Raw genomic sequence first — 13653 nt, forward strand, 5'->3', positions numbered from 1 at the left:
GCGGGGTTGCGTCAGACAGGGTTCCGTCACGCGGGTTTCCGTCACGCGGGTTTCCGTCACGAACAGTTCTGTCGCGGTCCGGGCTCATCGCTTCGCCTTCCGTACGGTCCTGAGGAGGGTGCCGGCCGCCGAGTAGGCGGCGTCCCGGGCCGCGTAGCCGCCGGTCACCAGAGCGCGGTCGATGCCGGTGGTGCGCGTGGCGACCGGACGTCCGGCCCGCCTCGCCGACACCAGCGCGTCGAACAGCGCCTCGGCCTGTGCCACGACCGGCCCGGGGGCGAACCGTTCGGAGTTCTTCAGCGCGGTGCGCCCCATCCGGCGGCGTGTCTCGTCGTCGCGTACGAGGTCGAGCAGGGCGGCCGAAAGTGCCTCGCGGTCGCCGACGGGCACCAGCCGGCCGTCCGCGCCGTCCGCGATGATCTCGGCGGGGCCGTGCGGGCAGTCGGTGCTGACGACGGGGAGACCGCAGCGCATCGCCTCGACGATCGTCATGCCGAATGGCTCGAAGTTCGAGGTCGCGGCGGCGATCGAGCCCTTGGCCCACTCGGCCTCCATCGGACTCGCGGTACCCATCAGGAAGACGTTGTCGTACAGGCCGAGTTCCTCGATGAGCCGTCGCAGCCGGTCGCGCTCCTCGCCCCCGCCGTACACACGCAGTTGCCAGTCGGGGCGTTCGGCCACGACTGCCGCGAACGCCTCGATGAGAAGGTCGTACCGCTTCACCGGGACCAGTCGGCCCGCGGCCACCACCACGGGGGCGGTGCCGTCCGAAGGCGGCAGCGACGGGTCGGGGACGCTGTTGGGCAGCGCCTCCACGCGCACGCCGGGCAGCCACATCTTCTTGCGGTACGCGGCGGCGTCGGCATGGGTGACGGTGGTGAGGGCGTCCAGGCGCGGATAGACCCGGCGCAGTACGCGGCGCAGTCTCGGCGGGTGGTTGTCCAGGGTCAGGTGTTCCTGCCCCACCCGTACGGTCCCGGCCCGGGCCTGGAGAGCGATATGCACATTGAGCCCCGGGCGCGTGCCCACCACGACATCGGCGTCCGTCGCCCCCAGGAACCCCTCGATCCGCTCGTCGGTGAGCGCGCTGTACTGGCCGTAGCGGTACTCGTACGCGGGGAACACCTTCGCCGGGCTCAGATGCAGTGGGTGTTCCTTCTCATGCCGCAGGTCAACGAGCGGGCGCAGCCGTATTCGCGGGTCCGGTGTCAGGTTGGGGCTCTCCCGGTGCCGGAACACGGAGACGATTTCCACCTCGTGCCGCTCGGCCAGCGCACCGGCCAAGTTGTACGTCGTGGTGATGGTCCCCCCGATCCCGTAGGCATTGTGAATGAGTAAAGAAATCTTCATGAATGTACGGACCATGTTGTTCACCACGCCGTTCCGTTCGTTACGCGGTCTTGAGACAACCGCGTCGATTCCGTGTCCAAGATCCGCACACACGGTGTCCCGTTTCTTGAACCGGTCTTCGTCGAAGCCGGGCCGGCGTCGGCCGCGGAATCGCGCGGCCCATCGATCGCTCCCGCAGTATGGTCGGGCGATGAACGATCATGATGGGGACGGCTACTTCGGAGAGCGCGTCGCGGCGATGTACGACGAGTCGTCGGAAGAAATGTTCGAGCCGAGCGTCGTGGCCGAGACCGTCGATTTTCTGGTGGCGCTGGCGGACGGTGGCCCGGCGCTTGAGCTGGGCATTGGGACGGGGCGCGTCGCGTTGCCGTTGGCACTGCGCGGAGTACCGGTCCACGGCATCGACATGTCACGAGCGATGGTCGCGCGGCTGGGCGCCAAACCGGGCGGCGACGCGATCGGTGTGACGATCGGCGACTTCGCGACGACGAGAGTGCCGGGGACCTTCTCCGTCGCGTATCTGGTCTTCAACACGATCATGAATCTGACGACACAGGCGGCGCAGGTGGCGTGTTTCCGCAACGCGGCGGCCCATCTGGCACCCGGGGGGTGCTTCGTCATCGAGGTCATGGTCCCCGAGCTGCGAAAGCTCCCCGCCGGGCAGAACATCGTGCCCTTCCACGTGAGTCCGACACGGTGGGCGTTCGACGCCTACGAGGTGGCCACCCAGGCGATGAGTTCGAACTACATCCAGGTCGCCGACGGGCGTGGCGAGTACCGGTCGATCCCTTTCCGGTATGTGTGGCCCGCGGAACTCGATCTGATGGCGCAGCTCGCCGGGCTGCGGTTGCGCGAGCGGTGGGACGGATGGACGCGAGGGCCCTTCACGAACGAGAGCGGCCAACACGTATCGGTCTGGGAGAAACCCGTCGACTGACCCCGGAGAGGGTGGGGGCCGAGGACATGCCCTCGACCCCCGCCCGAGGACTCAGGCCGAGGGCTGCTTGAGCACCTCGATCAGACTGGAGAAGCTGTTCTCGGCGAAGCCCCCGGCCATCCCGGCCCGGAAGATCTCGGCGACCGCGGCCGGCAGTACGGTGTTCACTCCCGCGTCCCTGTGGGTGTGCAGGACGTGGTCGACACTGGCCGCGCCCATCGCCAGACGATCCACGTCGCCGGGGTACGTCGCGGAGTCCGCGTGCTCCGCGTACAGCTCCAGGAAGTGGGGCATCATCGCCGTCATCATCGTGGCGTACGGCAGGAGTTCCTTCGCCGAGACACCGTTGGCCCGCCCCAGCGCGAGGGTCTGGTAGTAACTGAGCATGGTGGTCCAGAAGATGGTCATCTGGGCCTGGTAGTACATGGCCGCGAGGCCGGCGTCCTCGCCCCGGTAGTCCGCGTCGGTGAGGACCTTCAGGGTGTCCTCGTGAGCCTCGAAGACATCGCGCGGACCGCTGTAGTAGGTGGCGGACCCGGGCTTGCCGATCAGTGGCGGCGGCACCTGCACCCCGCCGGTGAGATGCTTCGCGCCGTGCCCTGCCGCCCACGTGGCCGCCTCTCGGGCCCTGTCCGGGGTGTCCGAGCTGAGGTTGGCGATGACCTTGCCGGAGAGGGAGGCCGCCACCGGTTCGAGGATGGCGTACACCGCGTCATAGTCCGTCAGGCTGAGCACGATCAGCTCATTGGTGGCCAGCGCGTCCTCGACGGTGTGCGCCTGCCTGGCGCCCTTGGCCACCAGCGCCTCGGCCTTGCTCGCGGTCCGATTCCATACGGTCACCTCGTGGCCGTTCGCCAAAAAGGTGTTCACCATCGCCCGGCCCATCGGGCCCAGACCGATGACCGTTACCGACCTCTTGCCCATCGGGCCGCTCATCCGCTGACTCATCCGGAACTCTCCTTGGCTCTTTACTGGTTGAACTAGAACGATCGATCCATCCAGAACAAGATAGCAGGGCTCTGGAGCGATCGTTCTATCCAGTGAGTGGACGGCGATGGACCGCGCCACAGAGGGTGAGTGTGGCGACTCGGACGCCGGCGCGACTCCTCGGCGTTACCCCTCAGACCGAGTCGGCGCCTCGCTCACACCCGAGGTGCGGAAACCTCAACTCGGTTCTGCTGGCGGCTACGTCGTCGGGGCGCAGCAGCGTCGAGGGATGACCGGGACGGTTCGGCGAGTCGGGCAGATGCTGGCTCTCCAGACAGACCGCGCCGTACCGTTGGTGGCGCCGGCCGACGGGATCGATGAGTGAGCCGTCGAGTTGGTTGGCCGTGTAGACCTGAATACCGGGTTCGGTGGTCCATACCTCCATGACCCGCACCTCACCGGGGGCGGCGAGACGGGCGGCCCGGCGCGGGACGCCGCCGTGTTCCGGTTCCGCTTGCCGCAGGACCCAGCAGTGGTCGAATCCCCCCGCCGAACGGAGTTGTTCGTCGGGCAGGCCGATCCGGTCCCCCAGCGTCCGTGGAACGGTGAGGTCGAACGGGGTGTGCCGGACGGGTACGGCGGGGCCGCGCGGGATGCCCGCTTCATCGATGGGCAGATACTCGTCGGCGTCCACCTGGAGGGTGTGGCCGAGGATGTCACCGCCGTCCGCGAGGTCGAAGTAGGCGTGGTTGGTGAGGTTGACGACCGTGGGGCGGTCGGTGGTCGCCCGGTAGTCGAGCGCGAGGGTGCCTTCGGTGTCGAGCGTGTACGTCACGGTGACATCGAGCGCGCCGGGGAATCCCATGTCGCCGTCGGCGCTGTGCAGCGTGAGCCGGAGCGCCGCCAGGTGATCCGTACGGCGGGCCGCCGCCTTCCACACTCTGGTGTGGAAGCCGCCAGGACCGCCGTGCAGCGCGTGGCCGCGGTCGTTGGCGGGGATGTGGTGCACCGTGCCGTCCAGGGTGAAGCGGCCGTGCGCGATGCGGTTCGCGTAACGGCCGATGAGCGCCCCGAAGTAGGGGTTCTCGCCCGTGTAGTCGTCGAGGGAGGCGAGCGACCGGACGACCGACGCGGCGTTCCCTGCGGTGTCGGGCACGATGAGCCGGTGCAGGACGCCGCCGTAGGTCAGGATCTCGGCCCGGATTCCGGTTCCGGAGTCGAGCGTCCAGAGATCGATTTCCGACCGCCCGGAAGCGGTGCCGAACGGCCTGCTGTGCACGGTGGGGGTGGGCATCGGGGATCCTTGTGACGAAACGGATGGCGGGGAGGAGCGTGGGCCGCCCGGGCGCGGCGTGTACGGACACGCCCCGGGGTCCCGCCGGCGCGTCTCAGACCTTTCCCGTCCGCCCCGGGTCCGGGGTCCTTCGGGACGCGGTCGATTCGCGGACGACCAGGCGGTAGCCGGGGCGGGGCCTGCGGGGTTCGGCCACCGCCTCGCCCGAGAGCCGTTCGACGAGACTGTCGACGGCGAGCCGGGCGATGGTCTCCTTGTCCGGGGAGATGGTGGTGAGTGTGGTGGCGCCGTACCGGCTCTCCTCGATGTCGTCGAAGCCGACGACGGCGACGTCGGCGGGGATGCGCAGACCGCGTTCGGTGAGCGTGCGCATCGCACCGATGGCGATGAGGTCGTTGTAGGCGAAGACGGCGTCCGGCCGCTCCCCGCGGTCGAGGAGCGCGGCCATCGCGGCGGCGCCGTCCTCGCGTCCGTAACCGTCGGTGACGATCACCAGGCTCTCGTCGGGCGCGATGCCCGCTGCCGCCAGTTCCTCGCGCCAGCCACGCAGCCGCAGATGCGCCGGCTGGCGTTCGCGGCCGGTGCGCGAGCCGAGGAAGGCGATGCGGCGGTGGCCGTGGTCGAGGAGATGCCGTACGGCCGCGCGGGCCGCGGTGACGTTGTCGATGGCGATGTGGTCGTACGGGGCCTCGTACTCACGCTCCCCCAGCAGCACCAGCGGCGCGGTCTCGGAGCGCGCCATCAGGTCCTCGGTCTCCAGGTGGATCGGGCTGAGGATGAGTCCGTCGATCACATGCGAGCGAAAGCCCTGGCAGACCAGCAGCTCGTTCTCGCGCAGCCCGCCGGTGTGGTCGACCAGCACGGTGTACTCGTGCCGGGCCGCGGCGTCGACGACCGCGCCGGCCAGCTCGGCGAAGTACGGGTTGCCGAACTCGGGTACGGCCAGGGCGATGATGCCCGTACGCCCTTTGCGCAGATGGCGGGCGGTGAGATTGGGCCGGTAGCCCAGCTCGTCGATGGCCCGCTGCACCTTGGCGCGCATCTGGGGTGTGACGTGCTGATAGTTGTTGACCACGTTCGACACGGTCTTGATGGACACGCCCGCCCGTTGCGCAACGTCCTTGAGGCTGACGCTCACGGCACTCCTTGACTCGACAGGGAACCCGGCCCCGGTGAGGTCCGGGGCCCCGGGGTGGCCGCGTCCCGGTGGCCGGACGGCCACCCGGAACCCGGCGTGGTTCAGGTGGTTCTGCGACTGCGCGCCAGATAGCGCTGCGCCACGACGACAACGATAAGGAAGCCGCCGCTCACCACCGACTGGTACGAGGAGTTGAGCGAGCCGATCTGGTTGATCAGATTCTGGATGACGGCCAGCAGCAGGACACCCCAGAGCGTGCCGCTGATCGATCCGGCCCCACCGACGAGGAGCGTGCCGCCGATGACGACGGCGGAGATGGCGTCGAGTTCCATGCCGACGCCCACGATGGTGACGCCCGACGACAGTCTGGCCGCGTTCAGCGCGCCGGCGAGTCCCGCCAGCAGCCCGCTGAGCGTGTAGACCAGGATCTTCGTACGGGCGACGGGCAGCCCCATCAGCGCGGCCGCGTCGCCGCTGCCGCCGACCGCGAACAGCGACTGGCCGAACGAGGTCCGTTGCAGCAGCAGCCCGCCCGCGCCGAACAGCACCAGGGCGATCAGGAGCGGGTATCCGAAGCCCCCGACGCCGCCCTGCCCCAGCTCGGCGAACGCGGAGTCCTTGGGCACCAGATAGGTGGTGGCACCCTCGTCGGTGAGCGCGAGGAGCAGACCGCGGGCCGCGAGCAGCGTGGCGAGCGTGACGATGAAGGGGGCCATTCCGGCGCGGGCGATGAGGAAGCCGTTCAGCAGCCCGATAGCCCCGCACACCAGCAGGGGTACCAGCAGCGCCGTGAAGAAGCCCCATTGCGAGGCCCAGGCCGCGAGCACACCCCCCAGCGCGAACACCGATCCGACCGACAGGTCGATTCCGCCGGTGATGATGACCAAGGTCATGCCGAGGGCCACCACGGCGAGGAACGACGCCTGGACGGTCACGCCCCGGGCGTTGTCGAGGGTGGCGAACGTCGGGTAGACGAACGAGGCGACGAGGATGACCGTGAGAAGGACCGCGAGCACGCCCTGACGTTGCATCAGCTCGGCGAGACGCTGCTTGAGGGGCGTCTCGGCGGCCGGTACGTCGCGGGGAGTCTCGCCGCCGGGAGGCGCGGGGGTCTTCTGCGGCGCCGGGGCGGGTGCGGGCGGTGCGGGTGTGGTTTCGTTCATCGGGACCGACGCTCCCGGGCGACATAGACGGCGGCGATGATGATGGCCGCCTGGGCGATCTGTGCGGTGGAGTCGGGCAGGTCGTGCTTGACGAGGGTGGCGCGCAGCAGCTGCATCAGCAGGGCGCCGGCCACGGTGCCCAGGACCCGGACGGAGCCGCCGTTCAGCGGGGTTCCGCCGACCACGACCGCCGTGATGGCGGAGAGCTCCATGAGGGTGCCGAGCGAGGAGGGGTCGCTCGCCGTCAGCCTGGCCGTGGCGAGGATTCCCGCCAGGGCGGCCAGCACCCCACAGAGGATGTACACACCCATAAGGACGCGTTTGACCGGCAGTCCCGCAAGAGAGGCGGCCGACCGGTTGCCGCCGACTGCGACGATCTGACGGCCGAAGGTGGTGCGCCGTACGAGGAAGGCGACGGCGACGGCGAGCACCCCGGCGATCAGCACCACCAGCGGGACGCCGAGGAAGGATCCGGTGCCGAGCGCGAGGACGTCGGGGTTGATGATCTGCTTGAGCTGGCCGTCGGCCATGACCAGGGCGATGCCCCGGCCGCCGACGAACAGGGCCAGGGTGGCGACGATGGGCTGTAGCCCGATCAGTGAGACCAGTGTGCCGTTGACGGCGCCGACGACGGCTCCCGCGAGCAGGGCCACGACGAGGCCCGGCACGAGCCCGTAGCCGAGATAGAGCGGGAGCAGGGCGGCGGCGAGCGCCATGGTCGAGCCGACCGACAGATCGATGCCCTCGGTGCCGATGACCAGGGCCATGCCCAGCGCCACGATCACGATGGGCGCGACCTGGACGAGCTGGGTGCGCAGATTGTCGGCGGTCATGAAGTGCTCGGTGAACAGCGCGTTGAAGAGCAGGAGCACCGCCACGGCCGCGTACACGCCGTACTCCTGGTACCAGGCGGGGTCACGGAGCCGGGCCAGTGGGCGCGCCTGGCCGGGGGTGAGAGTGGCCTGGGTCATCTCGGGTCCTCCTGTGCGGCCGGGGCCTCCGGTGCGGCCGGGGCCTTCCCTTCGGGCACCGGCGAGTGGTCGGCGAGCACTTCGAGCAGCTGGCTCTCACCCACCTCGTCGCCTGACAGTTCGCCCGCGACGGCCCCGCCGCGCAGGACGACGATCCGGTCGGCGCCCTCGATGAGCTCCTCGATGTCCGAGGAGATGAGCAGCACGGCCAGGCCCTCTCGGGCGAGCTCGTCGATCAGCCCCTGGACCTCGGCCTTGGCGCCGACGTCGATGCCCCGCGTCGGTTCGTCGAGCAGGAGGACCTTGGGCTCCAGGCAGAGCCAGCGGGCCAGCAGGACCTTCTGCTGGTTGCCGCCGGAGAGCTCACCGACCTTCTGTTCGGGACCGGCGGCCTTGATCCGCAGCCGCTTCATGAAGATGTCGACGACGCGGTCCTGCTTGCGCCGGGAGACCACTCCGGCGCGGGAGAGCCGGGGCATGGCGGCGAGCACGATGTTCTCGCGCACCGAGAGGCCTGGAATGATTCCCTCCGCCTTGCGGTCCTCGGGCAGCAGGCTGATGCCCGCCCGGATCGCGCCCGCGGAGGTCAGCCGGCGCAGCGTCCGACCGCCGACGGTGAGTTCGCCCCCGTCCAGGCTCAGCGCTCCGGCCAGGGCCTTCGCGGTCTCGCTGCGCCCGGAGCCGAGGAGGCCGCCGAGGCCGAGCACCTCCCCGCCGTGCAGTGAAAGGGAGACGTCCTGGAGCTGGTGGCGGCGGGTGAGGTTGTGGGCGGTGAGTACGGGAGTGCGCGCCGCGTCATGTCCCTCGGCGGCGAAGCCGGTCACGCCGTCGCGCCGGACCTCGGCCATGTCGCGGCCGAGCATCATCGAGACGAGTCGCATCCGGCTCAGCTCCGCGAGGTCGCCGGTGTGGATGTGGCGGCCGTCGCGCAGGACGGTGACGCGGTCGCAGATCCGGTAGAGCTCGTCCATGCGGTGGCTGACGTAGAGCACGGCGATGCCCTGCGCGCGCAGGCCGGCGATGACCCGGAACAGCGTCTCCACCTCGCGCGGTTCCAGGGAGGAGGTGGGTTCGTCCATGACGACCACCCGGGCGTTCACGGAGACGGCGCGGGCCAGCGCGACCATCTGCTGGGTGCCGATGCCCAGGGTGTGCAGCGGCCGGCGCGGGTCGACATGGACACCGAAGCCGTCGAGCAGTTCCGTGGTCTCGCGGTGCATCCGGCCGAAGTCGATGAGACCGAAGCGGTTCTTGGGCTCACGGCCGAGGAAGATATTGCGCGCCACGCTCATCAGCGGGACGAGGTTCACCTCCTGGTAGATGGTGGAGATGCCCGCCTGCTGCGCTTCGAACGGCCGGGCGAACCGTACCTGTTGACCGGTCATCCGTACCTCGCCCTCGTCGGGCCGGTACACGCCGGTGAGGACCTTGATGAGGGTGGACTTCCCGGCGCCGTTCTCGCCCACCAGGGCATGGGTCTCGCCCGCGCGCAGGGAGAAGGAGACGTTGTCGAGCGCGACGACGCCCGGGAACCGCTTGCTCACCGCGTGGGCTTCGAGCACGGTGCCGGCCGTCGGCGCGGTGGTCTCCTCCGGCGCCTGAGCCGCTGCTTCGGGTGGTGCCATGGGTCTTCTTGGCCTTCCGCTGTTCCAAGGGGGTGGGCCCGGGACCGCCGTGGCGGGTGGGGCGCCCCGGCGGCCGTGGGAGCGGAGCAGTCGGTGCTCCTCGCCGCGCGACGAAGGAGTCGGTGCCCTCCGCCGGGCGGCGAAGGGGTCAGAACGCGCCGCCGAGGGACGCCTTGGCGTTGGACTCGTCGTACGCGCGGTCCGCGATGATCACGTTCTCCGGGATCTCCTCGCCCGCGTAGAACTTCTGCGCGGTGGCGAAGGCGAGCGGCCCGAAGCGCGGGTTCGACTCGATGACCGCGTTGTACTCCCCGTCCACCAGCGCCTGCACGGCGTTGCGGGTGCCGTCGACCGAGACGATCTTGACGTCCTTGCCGGGCTTCTTCCCGGCCGCCTTGAGCGCGGTGACCGCGCCGAGACCCATCTCGTCGTTCTCCGCGTAGACGGCGGTGATGTCGGGCTTCGACTGGATGAGCTGTTCCATCACCTGCTGGCCCTTGTCCCGGGCGAACTCGCCGGTCTGCTGGGCCACGATTTCGAGGCCGGGTGCCTTGGCCTTCACCTGGTCGACGAAGCCCTTGGTGCGGTCCGTGGTGACGTTGTTGCCGGACGCGCCGAGCAGGATGGCGACCTTGCCGCTGCCGCCGGTCGCCTTGATCATCGCGTCGGCCGCACGCTTGCCCTGCTCCACGAAGTCGGAGCCGAGGAAGGCGACATAGTCCTTGCAGGCGGTGGAGTTGACCTTGCGGTCGATGGTGAGGACGGGCACCTTCTTCGCCGCGGCCGCCTTGAACGCCGGTTCCAGCCCGTCCGAGTTCAACGGCGCGACGATGAGGAACTGGGCGCCCTGGGACAGCATGTCCTGGATGTCGCTGATCTGCTTGGAGAGCTGCGACTGCGCGTTGGTGGTGAGCAGCTTCTTGACGCCGACCTTGGCCGCCTCGTCCTTGATGGACTGGGTCTCGGCGATCCGGAAGGGGTTGGCCTCCTTCTCCGACTGGGAGAAGCCGACCACCGCGTCCTTCAGGTCCAGCTTCGGCGCGCCGTACGTCTGAAGCGAGCAGCCGGAACCGGACGTGGCGTCGGGGGTCTTGGCCGCCTGGGCTCCCTGGCCGCTGTCACCGCCGGCGTTGTCGGTGGTCTCCGACTTGGAGCAGCCGGCGACGGCGAGCACGGCGGTGGCGGCGAGCGCACAGGCCACGGTGAGAGTACGGGATCGACGCTGGTTGATCATGCGCGGGACGCTCCTTGGCGGGATGACGGCACTCCGGTCGGGTGCGGTCGGGCAGGGGCAGGGCATCGACAGGGCGGGGGGCGACGCTGAACGGTGGCGCTGGGCGGTGGCGCTGAACGGTCATCAGCCGCGTCAGGACTTGATGACGCCGCGTCCTCACGCCCCGGCCACCAGCGGTGGCGAGGCGGTCGTGAAAGGGTCCGCGCCGCCTGTCGGCGGCTCGGTTTACAACGTTATATAGGCGCTGCGGCGCAGGCTGCAAGAGAGTTGTCGATGCGTTTCCAAAATGTGTCGGCCGCGCGCACCGGGCAAGGGGACGGCGACCGGGCGGGCAAGCGGGCGCCGGGTTCCGCGAGGAACCTGGACACTCCTTCGAGGGCGTGCTGTCATACCGCCGACCCGCAATCTTCCAACGTTGCAAGCGAGTTGCCCCCACAAGAGTTGCCCCACGAGTTGCCCCACACAAGCACGGCGAGCCGCACCACGAGCCGGACCATCACCCGCACGACCACCGCACGACCACCCGCACCGCTCCCCCACGCCGGTTCGGCCGCGGGGAGCGTCATCCGTGGAGGAGACGTATCGATGAAGCGTGTGCCCAGCCCCGGCCGCCGGCCGTGGTGGAGACGTCTGACGGCCGCGACCGGCATGCTGACGCTGGTGGCGACCGCTCTGGTGGGGGGCGCTACGACCCCCGCCCAGGCGGCGCCCTGGACGCCGAAGCCCGCTCCGATGACCACGCCCTGGACCGATCAGGTGCCCGTCGACCATCCGCTGCCCGAGTATCCGCGCCCTCAGCTCACCCGCCCCGACTGGACCAATCTCAACGGCATCTGGGACTTCGCGGTGACCGGCCGTGACGCCGGCCCGCCGTCGACGTACCCGGACCGGATCCGGGTTCCGTTCGTCGCCGAGTCCGCCCTCTCCGGTATCCAGCGCAGAATCACCGAGAACGACAAGCTCTGGTACAAGCGCGACTTCACCGTCCCCGCGGAGTGGACGGGGCGCCGGGTCCAGCTCAACTTCGGCGCCTCCGACTGGCAGACCACCGTCTGGGTCAACGGCACCCAGGTGGGGGCGCACAAGGGTGGCTACGACGCGTTCTCGTACGACATCACACCCCAGCTGAACGGCGCTACGAACACCGTCGTGGTCTCCGTCCACGATCCGACCCAGACCGGCGGCCAGGCGGTCGGCAAGCAGCGGATCAATGACGTGAAGCCGCATCCGGGCGGAGGCATCTTCTACACGGCGGCGTCCGGCATCTGGCAGACCGTTTGGCTGGAACCGGTCGCCGCGGCCCACATCACCCGGCTCGACATGACGCCGAACCTGAGCGACAGCACGCTCCGGGTGACGGCACGGGTCGCGGGGGCGAACGGCCGTAGTGTCCGCGTGACGGTCTCCAGCGGCGGAAACGTGGTCGGTACGGCGACCGGCGCCGCGGGCGCGGAGCTCTCCGTATCGCTCGCGAATCCCCGGCTCTGGAGCCCGGAGGACCCGTTCCTCTACGATGTGCGGGCCGAACTGCTCGACGGCGCCACGACCGTCGACTCGGTCGGCGGCTACGCGGGGATGCGGTCGATCGCCACGGCGAAGGTCGGCACTATCCTGCGCCCCGTGCTGAACGGGAAGTTCGTCTTCCAGACCGGCACCCTGGACCAGGGCTACTGGCCGGACGGCATCTACACCGCACCGACCGACTCCGCGCTGCGGTCGGATCTTCAGGCGCACAAGGACCTGGGCTTCAACATGGTGCGCAAACACATCAAGGTCGAGTCCCAGCGCTGGTTCTACTGGGCGGACCGGCTCGGGCTCCTGGTCTGGCAGGACATGCCGGCGATGGACACGGGGAAGAGCCCCGACACGGCGGCCCGCGCGCAGTGGGAGGCCGAGTACCGCGCGATCATCGACCAGCACCGCAGCTCTCCGTCCCTGGTCATGTGGGTCAACCAGAACGAGGGCTGGGGACAGTACGACCAGGCCAGGATCGCCGACGAGGTGTCGGCGTACGACCCTTCCCGGCTGGTCAACAACATGAGCGGGGTCAATTGCTGCGGCTCGGTCGACGGGGGCAACGGGGATGTGATCGACAACCACATCTACGTCGGGCCGGGAAACACCGCCCCGACCGCCACCCGGGCCGCCGTTCTCGGTGAGTTCGGCGGGCTCGGGTACAAGGTGCCCGGCCACGAGTGGTATCCGGGCGGCGGCTTCAGCTATGAGGATCAGCCGAGCCTGTCCGCGCTCAACAACCGCTTCGTCGGTCTGCTCGACAGCATCCGCGTCGGTCAGCTGCCCGCGGGGCTCTCCGCCTCGGTCTATACGGAGATCACGGACGTGGAGAACGAGGTGAACGGCCTGCTCACCTATGACCGCCAGGTGGTCAAGGTCGACACCGCGCGGGTCAAGGCGGCGAACGAGGCGCTGATCCAGGCCTCGCGGACACCCGCCCCACCTGTCGTCCTGCCCACCGGGCGGTACACCTCGCTGCGGGTCACCACCCCGGGCCACACCAACAAGTACCTGCGCCACTACGAGCAGCTCGCGTACACCGCGGTCGTCGACGGCGCCAGCGGAGGACTCCTCAAGAACGACGCGACCTGGAAGGTCGTCACCGGTCTCGCCAACAGCGACTGCTATTCGTTCGAGTCCCGCAACTACCCCGGCGAGTATCTGCGGCACCGGGACTTCCGTATCCGGCGGGACGCCGATGACGGCTCGGCCCTCTTCAAGGCCGACGCCACCTTCTGTACGGTCGCGGGCGCGGGCGGCGTGCGCCTGTCCAGCGCCAACCTCCCCGGCAGCTATATCCGTCACATCAACTCCGAAGTGTGGCTGGCCACTCCCGGCGGCCCTCACGCGTGGGACAACCCGGCCACGTTCACGGAGGACACCACCTGGGCGGTGGAGGCCCCCTGGGCGCCCTGATCCGAGCGTCCGGGGGCTGTTGGGCCTTGTCTGTTGGATCTCGCCGGCCCACGGAGGCGGCCCGGCGGCGACAGTTCCGTCGC

At 69.5% G+C, this 13653-nt stretch carries 10 protein-coding genes; 2 read left to right on the forward strand and 8 right to left on the reverse strand.

Annotation, left to right across the window (positions count from 1 at the left end; all coding sequences use genetic code 11):
• Positions 1–84: 84 nt before the first annotated feature.
• On the reverse strand, positions 85–1350 hold the full coding sequence (locus ABTZ59_RS13800) for a glycosyltransferase family 4 protein (RefSeq protein ID WP_351395679.1): 1266 nt from the start codon (positions 1348–1350) through the stop codon (positions 85–87).
• A gap of 190 nt (positions 1351–1540) precedes the next feature.
• On the opposite strand from ABTZ59_RS13800, the gene ABTZ59_RS13805 reads away from it, so the two are divergent.
• Positions 1541–2287 (forward strand): class I SAM-dependent DNA methyltransferase, encoded by a 747-nt coding sequence (locus ABTZ59_RS13805; protein ID WP_351395682.1) that lies wholly within the window; start codon positions 1541–1543, stop codon positions 2285–2287.
• Between the two features lie 51 nt (positions 2288–2338).
• Here ABTZ59_RS13805 and ABTZ59_RS13810 read toward each other — a convergent pair whose 3' ends face one another.
• From ABTZ59_RS13810 to ABTZ59_RS13840, 7 genes are all read right to left on the reverse strand, one after another.
• Entirely contained in the window at positions 2339–3277 is a 939-nt protein-coding gene (locus ABTZ59_RS13810; RefSeq protein ID WP_503002786.1) for an NAD(P)-dependent oxidoreductase, read from the reverse strand.
• Positions 3278–3407: 130 nt separating this feature from the next.
• Positions 3408–4508, reverse strand: coding sequence for an aldose epimerase family protein (locus ABTZ59_RS13815; RefSeq protein WP_351395687.1), 1101 nt, complete (start codon positions 4506–4508; stop codon positions 3408–3410).
• Between the two features lie 94 nt (positions 4509–4602).
• Complete coding sequence (locus ABTZ59_RS13820; protein ID WP_351395689.1) at positions 4603–5646, reverse strand: LacI family DNA-binding transcriptional regulator; 1044 nt, start codon at positions 5644–5646, stop codon at positions 4603–4605.
• Between the two features lie 101 nt (positions 5647–5747).
• Positions 5748–6809, reverse strand: coding sequence for an ABC transporter permease (locus tag ABTZ59_RS13825; protein ID WP_351395692.1), 1062 nt, complete (start codon positions 6807–6809; stop codon positions 5748–5750).
• Positions 6806–7780 (reverse strand): ABC transporter permease, encoded by a 975-nt coding sequence (locus tag ABTZ59_RS13830; protein ID WP_351395695.1) that lies wholly within the window; start codon positions 7778–7780, stop codon positions 6806–6808. The genes ABTZ59_RS13825 and ABTZ59_RS13830 overlap by 4 nt, the downstream gene beginning before the upstream one ends.
• Complete coding sequence (locus tag ABTZ59_RS13835; protein ID WP_351395698.1) at positions 7777–9405, reverse strand: sugar ABC transporter ATP-binding protein; 1629 nt, start codon at positions 9403–9405, stop codon at positions 7777–7779. Before ABTZ59_RS13835 ends, ABTZ59_RS13830 begins: the two co-directional genes overlap by 4 nt.
• 148 nt (positions 9406–9553) lie before the next feature.
• Positions 9554–10639, reverse strand: a complete 1086-nt coding sequence (locus tag ABTZ59_RS13840; RefSeq protein ID WP_351395701.1) for an ABC transporter substrate-binding protein — start codon at positions 10637–10639, stop codon at positions 9554–9556.
• A gap of 585 nt (positions 10640–11224) precedes the next feature.
• Here ABTZ59_RS13840 and ABTZ59_RS13845 point away from each other — a divergent pair.
• The gene (locus ABTZ59_RS13845; protein WP_351395703.1) at positions 11225–13570 is read left to right on the forward strand and encodes an AbfB domain-containing protein; all 2346 of its coding nucleotides are present in this window, start codon (positions 11225–11227) and stop codon (positions 13568–13570) included.
• Positions 13571–13653: the final 83 nt, after the last annotated feature.

The sequence above is a fragment of the Streptomyces sp. NPDC094034 genome (assembly GCF_040303865.1).
Taxonomy (GTDB): domain Bacteria; phylum Actinomycetota; class Actinomycetes; order Streptomycetales; family Streptomycetaceae; genus Streptomyces.